Origin of the sequence: Hymenobacter polaris (assembly GCF_012927305.1) — a bacterium.
In the GTDB taxonomy this organism is placed as follows: domain Bacteria; phylum Bacteroidota; class Bacteroidia; order Cytophagales; family Hymenobacteraceae; genus Hymenobacter; species Hymenobacter polaris.
In genome coordinates, this window is sequence record NZ_JABBGH010000001.1 from 471,862 (window position 1) to 487,629 (window position 15,768).

At 66.4% G+C, this 15,768-nt stretch carries 13 protein-coding genes; 5 read left to right on the forward strand and 8 right to left on the reverse strand.

Annotation, left to right across the window (positions count from 1 at the left end; genetic code table 11):
• Positions 1-55: 55 nt before the first annotated feature.
• A complete protein-coding gene (locus HHL22_RS01970; RefSeq protein WP_169529288.1) occupies positions 56-493 on the forward strand; it encodes a DUF1573 domain-containing protein in 438 nt (145 codons plus the stop codon).
• A 98-nt stretch (positions 494-591) separates the two neighbouring features.
• Here the strand turns inward: HHL22_RS01970 and HHL22_RS01975 are convergent, their stop codons facing one another.
• Together HHL22_RS01975 and HHL22_RS01980 are read right to left on the reverse strand one after the other, a co-directional pair.
• On the reverse strand, positions 592-969 hold the full coding sequence (locus HHL22_RS01975; RefSeq protein ID WP_169529289.1) for a DUF423 domain-containing protein: 378 nt from the start codon (positions 967-969) through the stop codon (positions 592-594).
• A gap of 166 nt (positions 970-1,135) precedes the next feature.
• Positions 1,136-1,660, reverse strand: a complete 525-nt coding sequence (locus HHL22_RS01980) for a cytidine deaminase (protein WP_169529290.1) — start codon at positions 1,658-1,660, stop codon at positions 1,136-1,138.
• Between the two features lie 114 nt (positions 1,661-1,774).
• Between HHL22_RS01980 and HHL22_RS01985 the strand changes: the two genes are divergently transcribed.
• Positions 1,775-3,136 (forward strand): saccharopine dehydrogenase C-terminal domain-containing protein, encoded by a 1,362-nt coding sequence (locus HHL22_RS01985; protein WP_169529291.1) that lies wholly within the window; start codon positions 1,775-1,777, stop codon positions 3,134-3,136.
• An 80-nt stretch (positions 3,137-3,216) separates the two neighbouring features.
• Here HHL22_RS01985 and HHL22_RS01990 read toward each other — a convergent pair whose 3' ends face one another.
• From HHL22_RS01990 to HHL22_RS02015, 6 genes are all read right to left on the reverse strand, one after another.
• Positions 3,217-3,936, reverse strand: a complete 720-nt coding sequence (locus tag HHL22_RS01990; protein ID WP_169529292.1) for a tRNA1(Val) (adenine(37)-N6)-methyltransferase — start codon at positions 3,934-3,936, stop codon at positions 3,217-3,219.
• Between the two features lie 12 nt (positions 3,937-3,948).
• On the reverse strand, positions 3,949-4,554 hold the full coding sequence (locus tag HHL22_RS01995) for a hypothetical protein (protein ID WP_169529293.1): 606 nt from the start codon (positions 4,552-4,554) through the stop codon (positions 3,949-3,951).
• A gap of 8 nt (positions 4,555-4,562) precedes the next feature.
• Complete coding sequence (gene rnhA / locus HHL22_RS02000) at positions 4,563-5,018, reverse strand: ribonuclease HI (RefSeq protein ID WP_169529294.1); 456 nt, start codon at positions 5,016-5,018, stop codon at positions 4,563-4,565.
• A 156-nt stretch (positions 5,019-5,174) separates the two neighbouring features.
• Positions 5,175-6,269: an aminotransferase class V-fold PLP-dependent enzyme gene (locus tag HHL22_RS02005; RefSeq protein ID WP_169529295.1), complete on the reverse strand. Its 1,095-nt coding sequence runs from the start codon at positions 6,267-6,269 to the stop codon at positions 5,175-5,177.
• Positions 6,270-6,483: 214 nt separating this feature from the next.
• A complete protein-coding gene (locus HHL22_RS02010) occupies positions 6,484-8,496 on the reverse strand; it encodes a T9SS type A sorting domain-containing protein (RefSeq protein ID WP_169529296.1) in 2,013 nt (670 codons plus the stop codon).
• 360 nt (positions 8,497-8,856) lie between these two features.
• Positions 8,857-9,342: a type II 3-dehydroquinate dehydratase gene (locus HHL22_RS02015; protein ID WP_169529297.1), complete on the reverse strand. Its 486-nt coding sequence runs from the start codon at positions 9,340-9,342 to the stop codon at positions 8,857-8,859.
• Positions 9,343-9,478: 136 nt separating this feature from the next.
• Here HHL22_RS02015 and xerD point away from each other — a divergent pair, with 136 nt between their 5' ends.
• From xerD to HHL22_RS02030, 3 genes are all read left to right on the forward strand, one after another.
• Positions 9,479-10,384, forward strand: a complete 906-nt coding sequence (gene xerD / locus HHL22_RS02020) for a site-specific tyrosine recombinase XerD (RefSeq protein WP_169529298.1) — start codon at positions 9,479-9,481, stop codon at positions 10,382-10,384.
• Between the two features lie 154 nt (positions 10,385-10,538).
• Positions 10,539-12,260, forward strand: coding sequence for a DUF6044 family protein (locus tag HHL22_RS02025; RefSeq protein ID WP_169529299.1), 1,722 nt, complete (start codon positions 10,539-10,541; stop codon positions 12,258-12,260).
• Positions 12,261-12,620: 360 nt separating this feature from the next.
• Positions 12,621-15,644 (forward strand): FtsK/SpoIIIE family DNA translocase, encoded by a 3,024-nt coding sequence (locus HHL22_RS02030; RefSeq protein ID WP_169529300.1) that lies wholly within the window; start codon positions 12,621-12,623, stop codon positions 15,642-15,644.
• Positions 15,645-15,768 lie beyond the last annotated feature (124 nt).

The window sequence follows — 15,768 nt, forward strand, 5'->3', positions numbered from 1 at the left end:
GCCTGCTCGGCACCCTACTTTTGCTACCACTCATTCCTTCAACCATCTACTTGTCATGACGAAAATGCTGCTACTGGCCGCTGGCCTCGCTTTTGCCGCCACCGCCGCCCACGCCCAGGCTCCGGCCATGAAATCGGCCAAGGCTACCAAAGTTGCCGGTCCTCAAATTGAGTTTTCGGAAGTGAAGTACGACTTCGGCTCCATCAAGCAGGGCGACATCGTAGACCACACCTTCAAGTTCAAGAACGTGGGCACCCAGCCGCTCGTGATTTCCAACATCGGCGTGAGCTGCGGCTGCACCACCCCGGCCTGGACCAAGGAGCCCGTGCAGCCCGGCAAGATGGGTACCATCTCGGCCAAATTTAACTCGGCCGGCAAGGAAGGCATGCAAAACAAAGTGCTGACCATCGACTCGAACTCGGTAGGTGGCAGCACCACCGTCTCGCTGGTGGGCGACGTAAAGTCAGCCGCTACCGCCACTACCCTGAAGTAAGCAACGCTAAGCTCTACTGAAAAAGGCCCGCAGCACTAGCTGCGGGCCTTTTCTTTTTGGCTACCGTTTAGCCAGCGTAACTACGCCGGCTGTTTGCGTTACAGCTTGCTTACGGCGAACAGCAGACGCACCCAGCCGGCGATGAGCAGCAGGCCGCCTAGGGGCGCCACGGCGCCAAACTTGGTGATGCCCGTGAAGCAGATGGCGTAGAGCGAGCCGCTGAAGATGACGACGCCCGCCGCCCACAGCAGCGCCGCCGTGTCGAGGCCGCGCACATCGGGGCGGACGGCGGCCAGCACGCCCAGCGCCAGCAGCGCCAGGGTGTGGTAGAACTGGTAGCGCACGGCCGTTTCGAAGGTTTCGGCGCGGCCGCTGGCTTCGAGCATGGGCCGCAGCCCGTGGGCCCCGAAGGCGCCGATGGCCACCGTGAGGGCCCCTAGGACGGCAGCTAGTTGAAGAATAAGGCGGGCAGACATGCGGTGGAGAAAAGTTGGGAAGAGTGAGTTGAAAGCCTAAAGAACGTCATGCTGAGCTTGCCGAAGCATCTCTCCCGCACCGTTGAACGATTCAAACGGTGCGGGAGAGATGCTTCGGCAAGCTCAGCATGACGTTCTCTTTACCCTTACCGTCTCATCCTACAGCCTACAGCCTAGGGGGTAAGTCGCTCTGCGAGAAGTGGAAGGGGAGCAAGTCGGCCAGGCGCTCGAAGCGCAGCACGGTGCCGGCCAGGCTGGGCAGCAGCAGCCAGATGGGCGCGCCCTGGCGCAACTCGTATTCCAGCATCACTTGGCGGCAGGCCCCGCAGGGCAGCGCGGGGCTGAAGTCGCCGGTGGTGGGCCGTCCGGCCACCGACATGCCCACGATGCGCGGCGGCTCGCCACCCGCCCAGCTACCAGCCAGCCCAAACAAAGCTGTGCGCTCGGCGCAGAGGCCCGAGGGGTAGGCCGCGTTTTCCTGGTTGGTGCCCTGGTAGAGGCTGCCATCGGCCAGCAGCAGGGCCGCGCCCACATGGAAGTGCGAGTAGGGCGCGTAGGCAAACTGGGTGGCCGCGCGGGCGGCGTCCCAGGTGCGGCGCTCGGCGGGCGCCAGCAGGTCGGGGCTGGCAAACTCGTCGTAGGCCAGGCTGAGCTGGCGGCGGGTGGCGGAAGGCGGACTGGCGGCGGCCATGCGGATGGGCAGGGAAATGGGGCGGCAAAGAACGGCAAAAATTGGCCAGCACCGCTCTAGGTCTCGTTAGCTGCCGAAGCTGCTCGCCGGGTAGCCGCTACTTTTACCCGCCTTATGACTTCCTCCACCCGCTTGCTGCTGCTGGGGGCCGGCCGCTCGGCCTCGGCCCTGATAGAATACTTACTGCGCCACGCCCCCGCCGAGCACTGGTTTCTCACCATTGCCGATGCCCAGGCGGCGCACCTGGCGCCGGCCCTGGCCATGCACTCGCAGTACGTGCGCGTGCTGCCCTTCGACGCCCACGACGCCGCGCAGCTCGACGCGCGGGTGCAGGAAGCCGACTTGGTTATCTCGATGCTGCCCGCCGCGCTGCACCCGGTGGTGGCCGCCGCCTGCCTGCGCCACCGCCGCCACCTGGCCACGGCCAGCTACGTGAGTGCCGAAATTCGGGCGCTGCACCACGAAGCTGCCGGGGCCGGCCTGGTTTTTTTAATGGAGTGCGGCCTCGACCCCGGCCTCGACCACATGTCGGCCATGCAGGTTATCAACGAGCTGCAAGCGAAAGGGGCCAGCATTACGGGTTTCCGCTCGGACTGCGGGGGGCTGGTGGCGCCCGCGAGCGAGGGCGACAACCCCTGGCGCTACAAGTTTAGCTGGAGCCCGCGCAACGTGGTGCTGGCCGGGCAGCCCGGCCCCGCGCGCTACCTCGACAACGGGCGCGAGCAATTCCTTGCCTACGATGAGCTGTTTGCCCGCGCCGAAACCATAGCCGTGCCCGGCCACGGCCACTTTGAGGCCTACGCCAACCGCGACGCGCTCACCTACCAGGCGGCGTATGGCCTGGCCGGCGTGCGCACCCTGCGGCGCGGCACCCTGCGGCGGCCGGGCTTCTGCGGGGCCTGGCAGGCGCTGGTGGCCCTAGGCCTCACCAACGATGAGGAGCCTACCCACTACCTCGCCACTACGCCCTGGCGCGAGGTGCTGCAAGACAGCTTCAACCGCCCCGCTCCCCTCATCGACGACGTGGCGGCTTATACCGTGCAGGAGCTGGGCCTCGACCCGCACGGCCCCGAAATGACCCGCCTAACCTGGCTGGGCTTGTTTTCGGAGCGCCCAGTGGGGTTGGCCCACGCTACCTGCGCCCAGCTGCTGGAGCACCTGCTGGCGGCCAAATGGGCCCTAGGCCCCCACGACCACGACCAGGTGGTGATGCAGCACCAGTTCGATTACGCGCTGGCCGGGGAAGCCCGCCGCCGCACCGCGTCGCTGGTAGTAACTGGCGCCGACGGCGGCCACACGGCCATGGCCCAAACCGTGGGGCTGCCCCTGAGCATGGCCGTGCGCCGCCTACTGCGCGGCGAAGTAAGCGCGCGCGGGGTCGTCATTCCCACCGTGGCCGAGCTGTACGAGCCCATCCTGGCCGAGCTGGCGACCGACTACGGCATTGCCTTCACCGAGCACGATGCCCCCGCCTAGGGGGTAGCGCGAAGCTCCGGCTTCGCGTTTAGTTGAGCGACGCAGGTACCAAGCGGGCGGCGCGAAGTTGGAGCGCCGCGCTACAGCGCCAGGTAAAAGCCCGCCAGCAGCGCCCGGAACTCAGGCGAGTAGCTGCCATCAGCCGCCTGGATAACCAGCTCGGTTTGGGGCGCGGCAGGCCCTAGGGCACCAAACTGGCTGATGCAGCGCGTGAGGCGCCCACCCGGCCGGTGCCGCACGGCCAGCCGCGCCTGCTCGGCGAGGCCATGCGTCTGCGCCTCGCGGGCGAACTGCTGCATTTCGGGCGGGGGCAGCAGCACCGTAAGGGTGCCGCCCGGCGCCAGGTGCGCCGCCGCAAAGGCCGCCAGTTCGCCAAACGTGAGCGAGTGCGCGCCGGTGTGGCGCGCGGCGGTGCGGGCCGCATCGGGCGAGGCCAGGCTGCGCCGGAAAAAGGGCGGGTTGCAGATGATGTGACTAAACGAACCCGGCTGGGTGGCGGCATAGGCGGCCAAGCTTAGCGCGTGCACCGCCACGCGCTCGACCCAGGGGCTGGCTGCCACGTTGGCCGCCGCCTGGGCAGCGGCGGTGGCGTCAATCTCGATGGCCTCGATGTGGGCCCTAGGGGTGCGCTGGGCCGCCATGAGGGCCAGCAGACCGGTGCCCGTGCCCACGTCCAGCACGCGGGTGGCGCCGCGCAGGTCGGCGGCCGCGCCCAGCAGGCAGGCGTCGGTGCTCACCTTTTGGGCGCAACTGGCTTGGTTGATGCGGAACTGCTGAAACTGGAAGTAGTCGTTGGGCACGGCTTGGTGCGGCTACGCGATGGCGAAGGGCTGGAAAAACTTGGCACGTAGCCAGTCAGGCCAGGCAAGCGCGGCCACATGAGCGCCCCCCTCTACATCTAGCAGCGTTAGGTAAGCAACGTAGCGCACCCGCCAGTTAACATCTCGTTGCAGGGCTTGCATGTCCTGCATAACAACCCTATCGGAGCTGCTAACAAACTCGCCCAGCAGCTGAACGGCGTGGAAGCGGAAAATCGGATTCGCGTGGCGTAGTATCGGCCCAAATAGCGCCACAAGCTTTCGGCGGTGCGAGAAGCCGGTAGTGCTCAGGAAGGCAAACTCGCGCAGATGAGTAAGAACCTTGGCGGGTTCAGCTACTGAACTGGCCGCCGCGAGCAGCCGCTGGGCCTCCGCTAAAAAGAAATCAGACCAGCGGTCGGCTCCCTGAGCAAGCGCCTCATAAAAGACCGGGAGATTATTTAATTCATTAAATGGCTCCTGCTCAACCTGCTGCACAAATCCCGCTGGGTCGGCGTCGGCGGCTATCAAAATATCCCGCAATACCGCTCGCTGCTCGGTTTGGGCCAAGTCATAGTAAGTTGCTGCACGGACCAGTAAATCAGGCGATAACTTGCTCATAGCGAAAATTACCCCTGCTGCTCATACCCCTCATCCACCAATAAGCCCTTCCCTAGGGCACTTTGCACGGCTAGCACGTCACAGCGCTCGTTTTCGGCGTGGCCGGCGTGGCCTTTTATCCAGTGGAAGCTGACTTTGCGCTTGGCGTACACTTGCAGAAAGCGGCGCCAGAGGTCCTCGTTGGCCTTCTTACCAAAGTCGGGCTTCTGGGCCCAGCCGAATACCCAGCGGCGCTCCACGGCCTCCACCACGTACTTCGAGTCGGAAATGACTTGCACCGGCACCTCGGGGCGCGTGATGGCCTCTAGGCCCACTATCACGGCCAGCAGCTCCATGCGGTTGTTGGTGGTGCGGCGAAAGCCCTGGCTCAGCTCCTTCTCGTGGGGGCCGTAGCGCAAAATGGCCCCGTAGCCCCCGGGGCCGGGGTTGCCGCGTGAGGAGCCGTCGGTGAACAGTTGAATCATGGGGTGGGGGAGGGACGAGAAGAAGATAAATAACTATATAAGAACGTCATGCTGAGCTTGCGAAGCATCTCTACCGCGCCATTGCACGATGCGAGAGGCGCGGTAGAGATGCTTCGACAAGCTCAGCATGACGTTCTTTTTCAAGTTAGGGCTGCCCTAGGCCGACACTGCCGCCCGCGCTTTCTCCAGAAACTGCACCAGCGCCTCGAAGGCAGCGTCGGGCACGGCCGGGAAGTTGGCCAGCCGGAAGCTGGTGGCCTTGTGGTCGCCGTAGCCCGAACCCAGCTGCAAGCCGGCCTCGTCGCGGGCGCGGCGCTTCACCTCCTCGATGAGGGCGGCCGGGCCCTGCACGCCCACCACGGTGACGGAGCGCGCGTCGGGGTTGTCGATGAGCGGGCGCAGGCCTAGGGGCTGCACCTGCTCGAAGTAGTCGTAGAGCTTCTGGGCGCGCTCCTGCAAGTGCGGGGCAATGGTTTTGATGCCTTCGCGCTGAGCAATGACGCGGCTCAGCAGGTAGATGTCCAGCACGTTGGGCGTGTGGGTGGTTTGGTGGTTGAGCATGTTGGTAATCATGCTCGTGAGGCTGTTGTAGTGGGCCTTCTCGTTGATTTCGCGGGCGCGGGCCACGGCGCGGGGCGAGAGCACCAGCAGCCCTAGGCCCGCCGGCAAGCCCAGGCACTTCTGCACCGAGCCGTACCACACGTCGGCCTTGATGAACTTGAGCGCCGCCCCACCTAGCGACGAGGTAGCATCCACGGCCAGCAGCGCCGGCCCGATGCGGTTGAAGAGGTTCAAAACGAACTGGTCGCGCAGCTGGGTAGCGGTGCTGGTTTCGTTTTGGGTGATGCACACCAGGTCCGTCTCGGCGGGGTCGAAGGGCAGGGTGGCCGCATCGGGCACGTCGTTGACGTCGAAGCGCAGGCCGGTGCAGCCGGGGCGCAGGGCGCGGGCGTAGTCAAACCACTTCTGCCCAAACGAGCCGTTGAAGAGGTGAAACGAGCGGCGCGGCGTCAGGCTCTGGGCCAGGATTTCCCAGCACTCGGTGGCCGACGACGTGAACAGGATGGTATAGTCCTGCGGAATGTTGAGCTTGAGGCGCAGGTTTTCGGTGCACTGGCGCACCATGGCCTGGAAGCGCTCGCCGCGGTGCGGGGCCGACAGCCAGCCCTCGTCGTAGGCATCGAGCAGGTACTGGCGCACCTCGGGGTACACGGCGGCCGGGCCGGGGTTGAAGGTGAATTGCGGATTCATAAGGCCGGCAAAGGTAGGGGCGAGGCTAGGCCGGCCTATTAGGGTTGGCTACTAGAAAAAGTAAAAAGCACGTCATGCTGAGCTTGTCGAAGCATCTCTACCACACCCATCAGGATTAGTAAACCTAACGGCGCGGTAGAGATGCTTCGACAAGCTCAGCATGACGTGCTTTTTTATTCCTTACTGCCTGGACCAACTCTAGTGCCCTAGGGTTCTACTCCACCGTGAGGCGCTGGCGGTTGAGGCCGGTGCCGCCGTCCCACTCCAGCACGTAGAGGCCGGCGGGCAGGCCGGCCAGGGGCAGGTCGAAGGTGGCTTGGTCGGCGGGGCCGCTGGTTTGGCGGGCCACGCGGCCTAGGGCATCGAGCAGGCGCACGCGGGCCGTGGCGCCGGGGGCCAGCGGGCCGCTTAGGTGCACCTGGCCAGTAGCCGGGTTGGGGTAGGCGGCCAGTGCAAGGGTCTCGGCCCCTAGGCCCTGCACGGCCACGGTGGCCGAGTAGTGGCCGGTGCCGTCCTGGTCGAGCTGGCGCAGGCGGTAGTAGCGGGTGCCGGCCAGCGGGCGCGCATCAAGGGCGGCGTACTGGCGGGTGGTGGCGCTGCTGCCGGCGGCCGGCTGGCGCAGCACGGCTTGCCAGGGCTCGTCGGCGCCGGCCTGGCTTTCCACCACAAACTCGGCCGACTGCCGCTCCGAGGCGGTCGTCCAGCTAAGGGCGGTGCCCTGGCCGGGCACGTAGCGGGCGCCGAAGGCCACCAGCACCACGGGCAGCGGCGCGGCGGTGCTGCTAGGAGCATAGCTGGCCAGGTTGCAGCGCTCGGCGGAACTGGCGGCGGTGCCGTAAGTCGTCATGTCGCGGGCGGCGGCCAGGTCCGAGTCGGCACTGAGGGTGCGGCGGGCCTGGCCGTTGCCGATGGCGTAGTTCATGGCGCCGGTGGCCGAAATAATGTGGGCCAGCTGCAGGCCGTGGCCCAGCTCGTGCAAAGCCACGCTCTGAAAATCGTACTGGCTCGCGGCAGGGCCGCCGCTCCCGAAGTTCCAGTTGGCGCTGGCCGAGAACACGTAGTCTGTTTCCATGAGCACCCAGGTGAGGATGCCGCTCATGGTGCAGCCCGAGTAGTAGCTGTAGGTGCGGCCCAGCACCCCGGCCGGCAGCGCGTCCACCAGGTTGTCGAAGCGCACGATGCTCTCATTGTCGCGGTTGGTGGCGTCGGTGGTGGTGGCCGCGCCCACCGAGCGGTTGGCGCCGGCCTGGTCGCGCCAGCTACCCAGGGCCGCCTCAAACGAGGCCTGGGCCGCGGCGGGCAGGCTGGGGCTGTAGTGCAGGGTGTAGCCCCCATTCTCCACGCCCACCAGGTGCACGCGGTAGGGGTGGGTGGGGTCGCTGTTGGGCAGCACCGTCGAAAGGGCGTAGCTCACGGTCAGGGGCTGGCTGCTGGTAGCCAGGTTGCCGTCGCCGTTCACCACGCGCACCAGCCCCGTGCCGGCCGCGTTGCCGCTGGTGCTGAGCGAGGGCACGCGCACTACCACCTGGTTGTCGCCCCAGCTGAGGTAGTCGCCGGCCTGGGGCCGCACGTAATTGGGCGTCGCGTCGGGACCGGGGTTGTCGGCATTGCGAAACTGCACGTAGCCCGACCCCTGGCTCGCGCCAAACCCCGCGCCGCTGATGGTGAGCACGCCCGCCTGCGAGGCATTGGTGCTGGTGCTGGCGCCCGCCGCCACGGCCAGCGGCGCCAGGCTGCTGATGGTGGGCGTGGCGGCCAGCGCCTGCTGGGCGGCCGGGCGGGCTACCCGCGCCGCCGCGGCCACCCCTAGGGCCGGGGCAGGCTGCAAGGCCTGATAAGCGTGCCCGGCCAGGCTGGCCAGGGTGGGGTACAAGCTGGCCTCAATGGCCGGGTAGGTGCCAAACGGGTCGGTGGCTACCCCGCTGGCCGCGTCGTAGCCGATAAAGCCCTGCGGGCCCGCCGCCAGGCGGTAGGCGCCGGTGGGGCCGGGCTCCAGCAAGAAAATGCCCTGCTGGCCCGTGGGCAGCACCACGCCGTCGCTCACGGCCTCGTGCAGCAAGCCCAGGGTGCCGCCGGGCGTTAGCACGCGCAGCGGCCCGGCGGGCAGCTGGCCCTTAAATACTTTATAGACCCCTAAGGTGTAGCTAGTGGCTAAGTGGCCGCCGGGTTGCTGCTCGGCCTGCTGGCTGGCCACCCGCGCCTCCACTACCAGCGTGGCCGCTTGCATGCGCTGGGCTAGGGGCACCGGCACCAGCAGGCAGGCCGATTGGGCTGCTGCGCTGCTGGGTAGCAACCAAAATATCCAAACTAAAAAACTAGTAATAGTGCAAAATATTGCTTTGTAGTTCATAACGATAAAACCTTATTGAATAGCGTATTCAGTAAAGCTATACTGGCGCTATTAAACAAGTATTATCCGTTGAATGAAAATTGTACAGTTCAGTTTTAAAGAAAATTATTTATCCGATAAATGCAGAAAAGCCTACCGAAGTCGGCAAGTCAACCCCGTAAAAACACAAAAACCCGCGGGCGGCCCCCGGTTAGGAAGGGCCGCCCGCGGGCTGGCGGAATAAGGATGGGAGCGGGCTTAGCGCCGCCCGAAGCCCAGCGGAGCCCTAGGCTTTTGGCGCAGCAGGTAGTGCAGGGCCAGGCGGTAGCTTTCGAGCCCGAAGCCGCTGATGCTGCCCACGCAGTGCTTGGCGATATAGCTGGTGTGCCGGAATTCTTCGCGCCCGGCCAGGTTGCTCAGGTGCACCTCCACCACGGGCAGGCCCGCGCCGGCCACGGCCGCCACGGCATCACCCAGCGCCACGCTGGTGTGGGTGAAGCCGCCCGCGTTCAGCACCACGGCCTGGCTGGCCCCGTCGGCCCCGGCATCGCCCCAGCCCGCAGCCGCGTGCAGGCGGTCGAGCAGGGCGCCCTCGTGGTTGCTTTGAAAGGTAGTGAGCACGAGGTCGGGAAAGTCAGCTTGCAGCTCGGGCAAAAAGTCGTCGAACGAGCGGTGGCCGTAGATGTGCGGCTCGCGGCGGCCCAGTAAGTTCAGGTTAGGGCCGTTGAGAATGAGGATATTCAAGGCAGTAGCGCAGAAATTGAGAAAGCGCAAAGAACGTCATGCCGCGCGCCCGTGCGCTACCCCAAGCAGCGCGGTGGGCGTGCGGCGGCCCGCGCGGCAGAGCGTTCTTTGTGGCATAAGATGCCTTTATTTCACTATGTCCCTCACTTGGCCCCAGGCAATCAGGCAGTTTAGCGGGTATTTGCAGCTCGAAAAGTCGCTCTCGCTAAATTCCATTGAGGCCTACGTGCGCGACGTGCGCAAGCTGCAGCAGTGGCTGGCGCTGGAGCGGCTGCCGGCCGGGCCGCTGCAAGTAACCACCCGGCTGCTGCGCGATTTTCTGGCCACCCTCACCGAGCTAGGCCTCTCGGCCCCCTCGCAAGCGCGCACGCTCTCGGGCATCCGTGCCTTCTACGAGTTTCTGCTGCTGGAAGACCTGCTGAAGGCCGACCCCACCGACACGCTCGAAAGCCCCAAGCCCGGCCGCCACCTGCCCGATACCCTCGCGTACCCCGACGTGGAGCGCCTGCTAAGCGCCATCGACCTGAGCACCACCGAGGGTCTGCGGGCGCGCGCGGTGCTGGAGGTGCTGTACTCTTCGGGGCTGCGCGTGAGCGAGTTGTGCGACCTTAGGCTGTCCAATATCTACTTCGAGCAAGGCTTTATGCGGGTGCTGGGCAAGGGCAATAAGGAGCGCCTGGTGCCCCTAGGGCGCGAGGCGGCCAAGCACCTGCACTTCTATCTGGGCGGCGTGCGGCAGCACCAAACGGTGCAGCCCGGCGCCGAAGACACCGTGTTTCTGAGCACGCGGGGCCGGCCACTTTCGCGCATTACCGTCTTCACTACCATCAAGGCGCTGGCCGCGCAGGCGGGCCTCACCCAGAATATCAGCCCCCACACCCTGCGCCACTCTTTCGCCACCCACCTGCTGGAGGGCGGCGCCGACTTGCGCGCGGTGCAAGAAATGCTGGGCCACGCCTCCATCACCACCACCGAAATCTATACCCACCTGGATAGGGACTACCTCAAGCAGGTAATGACCGAGTTTCACCCTAGGAGCTAGCCGGCAGTAGCTAGAACGTCATGCTTATCTGGCGTCCGCTTGTCGAAGCATCTCTACTGCATCGCCTGGACGACTACCAGATAGCGCGGCAGAGATGCTTCGACCAGCTCAGCATGACGTTCTTTGTTAGGCTACTTATTCACGACGAATTCGCTTGAAACCCCTCCACTGGGCCCTGCTAGGCCTCTTTGTTTTTCTACTACCGGTGCTGCTGCTGGGCCGCCACGCCTACGTGCTCATCCACGACTGCCTGGACACCGAAATCAGCCTGGTGTACCTGCTAGCCAAGCGGCACCTGGCGTTTGCCTACGGGCCCGGCATGGTGGTGCCCGAGGTGATGAATGGTATTCCGCGCAATGCGCTGCGGCCGGGGCTCAGCGCTACGATGCTCATTTATAGCCTGGTAAGCGAGCCGTGGCGGGCCTACTTGGTGCAGCAGGCGCTGGTGCGCCTAGGGGGGCTGCTGGCTATGTACTGGCTGCTGCGCGGCTACGGCCTGCGCCAGCCGAGGCAGCGCGGGCTGGCCGCCGCCGTGGCCCTGGCCTGGGCCACGCTGCCCGTGTACAGCATCTACGGCCTCACGGTGCTGGGGCAGCCGGCGCTGCTGCGGGCGGCGCTAGACTTGCGGCGCGGCCGGCACCTAGGGGTAGCCTACGCGGTATGCGGGGTGTTTCCGCTGTGGTCGAGCTTCGTGTACGTGGGGCCGTTTATCGCGGTGGTGTGGGGCGGGTTTCTGGCGCTCGACGTGGGGCGGCGCGGGCGGGCGGCCTGGGCGAGCACCTGGCGCGGGGCAGCGGGCCTAGGGCTGCTGCTGGCCGTATACGTGGTGGTAGAGTGGCCCCTATTTTACTCGCTGCTGGTAGCCAAGCAGTTCGTGTCGCACCGCACCGAGTTCGATTATCAGCGCCTGGTGCCGCACGGCGTGGGCGTGGGGCTGCACGAGGCCGCGCGGTTTTTCTTGGTGGGGCAGTACCACGCCAGCCCGTTCTTTCGAGGCGTGGTGCTGCTGGCCCTCGGGCTGGCCTGGCGCCAAACCAGCGGCCCGGCGCGGGCGCAGCTGGTGCGCCGGGCGGGCGCCTTGCTGCTGGTCATGGCCGGGCTGGCGCTGTTTTGCGGGTTTGCCCTGCAGCTGGCGGGTGCCTGGCAGCACCAGTTGCCGCTGCTCACGGCCTTCAACTTTAACCGCTTTCACTTCCTGTTTTCGCTGGGCTGGTTTATGGTACTGGTGCTGAGCTTGCGCGAGCTGCCGCTGGGGCAGCCGGGCGCGGCGCGGCTCGCCTACGGGCTGGTAGGGCTGCAATTCTTGGTGGCTCTGCCGCTCAATGAGGAATATATCAACAATTTACGCCTGGCCCTGGGGCGCCCCAACCCGGCCGCGCCCAGCTACGCGGCCTTTGTGGCGCCCAAGCTGCTGGGGCAGGTGCGCGCCTTCATCGAGCGTCAAACCGGGCAGGCGCCGGCCGCCTACCGGGTGGCCAGCCTGGGGCTGCCGCCGGCCGTGGCCCAGCTCAACGGCTTTTACACCCTCGACAGCAACCAGAACAGCTACCCGCTGCCCTACAAGCACGCCTTCCGGCCCCTCATCGCCGGCGAGCTGGCCAAGAGCCCCGAGCTGGAAACCTACTTCGACGCCTGGGGCAACCGCTGCTACGTGGAAGCCGCCGAGCTGGGCCGCCACTACCTCATTGCCAAGCAGCCAGCACGCACGGTGCGGCACTTTGCCTTCGGGGCCGCGCAGTTTAAGCAGCTGGACGGGCGCTACCTGCTGGCCGCCGTGCGCCTCGAAAATCCCGCCGAAAGCCACTTGCGCCTGCTGGGTGTGTTCGACGACTCGGAAGCCTACTGGCGGCTGTATCTATACGAGGTGGCCCCCTAGGCCCGCCCGCAGAAGTAACGCAGTTTCGCCGTAGTGGTGGGGCTATGGGGCCACCCCTACGGCATACTTCCTCTTTTTGCTCGGTAGCGGCGAGGCGGTGCGCCCAGCGCCCAGCCGCTACCAGCCGGCGGTGCAGGCGGTAGGGGGAGATAAGCCTGCTCCGCGCTAGCCTCTCGAAAGGGCCCTAGGGCTGCTCATGTCAGTCGCGCAACAACGAGCAAACCAGCTTCCTGAGCTACTGACCTGGCCTGAGGCACCGCCGAACCAAGCGCCCGGCGGCCGCGGCGCACCCCGGCCGCGCCGCCCCCAAAACCGCCGGGGCTGGCGTAGATTTGGGTTTTCTGCTTCGACTTTTCGCGAATGGCCACCAATAGCTACCGCAACCCCGCCAGCGGCCCCGCGCCCGCCAACCGCCCCGTGCCGCCGGCCGGCAGCGGCGAGCCCGCCCGGCCCCGCGGCAATACGCCCCGCCCGGCGCCGGGCCCGGCGGGCGCCCCGCCCCGCGAGGAAGCGCCGGCGCCCAAAGCCGCCCGCGCCGCTGCCCCGCGCCCGGCCCCTAGGCCCGCCGCCAGCGCCAAAGCCGCGCCCGCTAAGGCCGCCGCCCCGCGCCCGGCCCGGAGTGGCCCGCCCGCCTTCGTGCGGCAAGTAGGGGAGGTGCTGCGCGACCGGCGCTTTCACCTGCTCATCGGGTTTGGGCTGCTGCTAGGCTCGCTCTACCTCACCATTGCCTTCACCTCGTTTCTGCTGAGCGGGCGCGCCGACCAGAGCGTGGTGGCGGCCCTAGGCACCGTGCCCGTAAAAGAAGCGGGCGCCGAAACCAGCAACTGGCTGGGGCTGCTCGGGGCCTGGCTGGCCGAGAAGATTATTTACCGCGGCTTCGGGGTAGCGGCCTACGCGCTCATTCCGCTGGTGTTCTTCCTAGGGTATAAAATAGTGTTTCGGCGAGCGGGCGGCTCGGTTAGCTACGCGCTGGCGCTCAGCTTATTCAGTATCCTTTGGGCGAGCACGTTGCTGGGCTACGTGGTGGTGCAGCTGGGCCAGCCCGACGCGGCCGGCAGCCTGCCCGACCCCGGCCAGGCCCACCGCCTCGACTGGCTGAGTGGCGGCGCGGGCTACGAGCTGGCTTCGTGGCTGTACTCGCTGCTGGGCTGGGGCACGGTGCTGCTGCTGGCCTTTGGGCTGATAATGTTTGTCGTCTTCTTCTTCAACGTCACCAGCCTCAACCTGGGCCTGGGTAGCCGCGAAGAAGCAGAAGACGACCTGGAAGACGCCGAAGCGGAAGTGCCCGCCGAAGCGTCTCGCCCGGTAGCCAGCCCCGCGCCAAGCTACGCCGCCCCGGCCGCCAGCGCCCCCGCCGCTGCCGCAGCCACCGATGCCCCGCAGGAGTTTGAGCCGGCGCCCCGCCCCGCGGCCCCTAGGGCCCCTGCCGCCGCCCCGGCCCTGAGCCTGGAAATTGCCGAGCCGGCCGCCGAGCCAACACCTGTAGCGGTGCCGCTGGCCGCGCCGCTCGTCGCCGCCGCGCTGGCGGGCGAGGCCGTGGCGTTGTCGCCCGCGGTGGCCCTAGGGCCCCTGGCCGCCACAGCCGCCGCCAGCTCCGGCGCTGCCAGCAGCGGTCCCGCATTCTCGTTTGAGCTGCCCACGCCCGAGCCGGAAGTGGCCCCGCTGGCCGCCAGCATTCCTACCCCGCTCTCGCTGGCCGACTTAGCCGATGGGCCCCTGCCGGCCCGCAGCTTGCCGCTCGCCCCGGCGGCCGGCGCGCCCGCGGCCAAGCTGGAAATCACCATTCCGAGCCGCGACGACCTCGACCCGAACGCCGGCGCCGACATTGCGGCGGTGGCCGACGAGGACGAGGACGCCGACGTGATGCCCGACGTCAACTACGACCCCACGCTCGACCTCTCGCGCTACGTGTACCCCACCCTGGACTTGCTCAACGACTACGGCGTGCCCAAGGCCCAGGTGACCAAGGAGGAGCTGGAAGCCAACAAGGACCGCATCGTGGAAACGCTGGGGCACTACGGCATCAGCATTGCCAGCATCAAGGCCACCATCGGCCCCACGGTCACGCTCTACGAAATCGTGCCCGACGCCGGCATCCGCATCTCCAAAATCAAGAGTCTGGAGGATGATATTGCCCTGAGCCTGGCCGCGTTGGGTATTCGCATTATCGCGCCCATTCCGGGCAAGGGCACCATCGGCATTGAGGTGCCCAATACCAAGAAGGAGATGGTGAGCATCCGCTCGGTGCTGGGCTCGGAGAAATTTGCCCGCACCGAGATGGACTTGCCGGTGGCCTTCGGACGCACCATCACCAACGAGGTGTTCGTGGCCGACTTGGCCAAGATGCCCCACCTGCTGATGGCCGGCGCCACGGGCCAGGGCAAGTCGGTGGGCCTCAACGTCATCCTGGCCTCGCTGCTCTACAAGCGCCACCCCGCGCAGCTCAAGTTCGTGCTCGTCGACCCCAAGAAGGTGGAGCTGAGCATCTTCAACAAGATTGAGCGGCACTTTCTGGCCAAGCTGCCCGATGTGGAGGAGCCCATCATCACGGACACCAAAAAGGTGGTGCACACGCTCAACTCGCTGTGCATGGAGATGGACCGGCGCTACGACCTGCTGAAGGAAGCCGGCTGCCGCAACCTGAAGGAGTACAACGCCAAGTTCGTGGAGCGACGGCTCAACCCCAAGAAGGGTCACCGCTTTTTACCTTTCATCGTGCTGGTGATTGACGAGCTGGCCGACCTGATGATGACGGCCGGCAAGGAAGTGGAAACCCCCATTGCGCGCCTGGCCCAGCTGGCCCGCGCCATCGGCATCCACCTCATCGTGGCTACCCAGCGCCCTTCGGTGAACGTGATTACGGGCATCATCAAAGCCAACTTTCCGTGCCGGATTTCCTTTAAGGTGACCAGCAAAATCGACTCGCGCACCATCCTCGACACCGGCGGGGCCGACCAGCTCATTGGGCAGGGCGATATGCTGTTCTCGGCCGGCTCCGACCTGATTCGGGTGCAGTGCGCCTTTATCGACACGCCCGAGGTGGACCGCGTGTGCGACTACATCGGCGAGCAGCAGGGCTACGCCGACGCCTACCTGCTGCCCGAAGTGGCCGGCGCCGACGGCGACGAGGGCAGCGGCAACGAGGAGCTAGACCCCAGCGAGCGCGACTCGATGTTTGCCGAGGCCGCCCGCTGCATCGTGCTGCACCAGCAGGGCTCCACGTCGCTCATTCAGCGCAAGCTCAAGCTGGGCTACAACCGCTCGGGCCGCCTCATGGACCAGCTGCAGCAAGCGGGCATCGTGGGGCCGTTTGAGGGCAGCAAGGCCCGCGCCGTGCTGGTGCGCAGCGAAGACGAGTTGGAGGAACTGCTGAAAATTATTTGAGCAGCGGCCCAAACCAGCACGGCCGGCTGAGCTTCACTAAGCTCAGCCGGCCGTGCTGGTTTGGGCCAAACACTTTGGCCCCGCTTTTGCGTATGCTAGCCCGCCCCGGCCCCCAACCCGCCGG

Coding starts and splice junctions, on each gene's coding strand:
- HHL22_RS01970 (WP_169529288.1), top strand. CDS start 56: ATGACGAAAATGCTGCTACTGGCCGCTGGCCTCGCTTTTGCCGCCACC.
- HHL22_RS01975 (WP_169529289.1), bottom strand. CDS start 969: ATGTCTGCCCGCCTTATTCTTCAACTAGCTGCCGTCCTAGGGGCCCTC.
- HHL22_RS01980 (WP_169529290.1), bottom strand. CDS start 1,660: ATGGCCGCCGCCAGTCCGCCTTCCGCCACCCGCCGCCAGCTCAGCCTG.
- HHL22_RS01985 (WP_169529291.1), top strand. CDS start 1,775: ATGACTTCCTCCACCCGCTTGCTGCTGCTGGGGGCCGGCCGCTCGGCC.
- HHL22_RS01995 (WP_169529293.1), bottom strand. CDS start 4,554: ATGAGCAAGTTATCGCCTGATTTACTGGTCCGTGCAGCAACTTACTAT.
- rnhA (WP_169529294.1), bottom strand. CDS start 5,018: ATGATTCAACTGTTCACCGACGGCTCCTCACGCGGCAACCCCGGCCCC.
- HHL22_RS02005 (WP_169529295.1), bottom strand. CDS start 6,269: ATGAATCCGCAATTCACCTTCAACCCCGGCCCGGCCGCCGTGTACCCC.
- HHL22_RS02010 (WP_169529296.1), bottom strand. CDS start 8,496: ATGCAAGCGGCCACGCTGGTAGTGGAGGCGCGGGTGGCCAGCCAGCAG.
- xerD (WP_169529298.1), top strand. CDS start 9,479: ATGTCCCTCACTTGGCCCCAGGCAATCAGGCAGTTTAGCGGGTATTTG.
- HHL22_RS02030 (WP_169529300.1), top strand. CDS start 12,621: ATGGCCACCAATAGCTACCGCAACCCCGCCAGCGGCCCCGCGCCCGCC.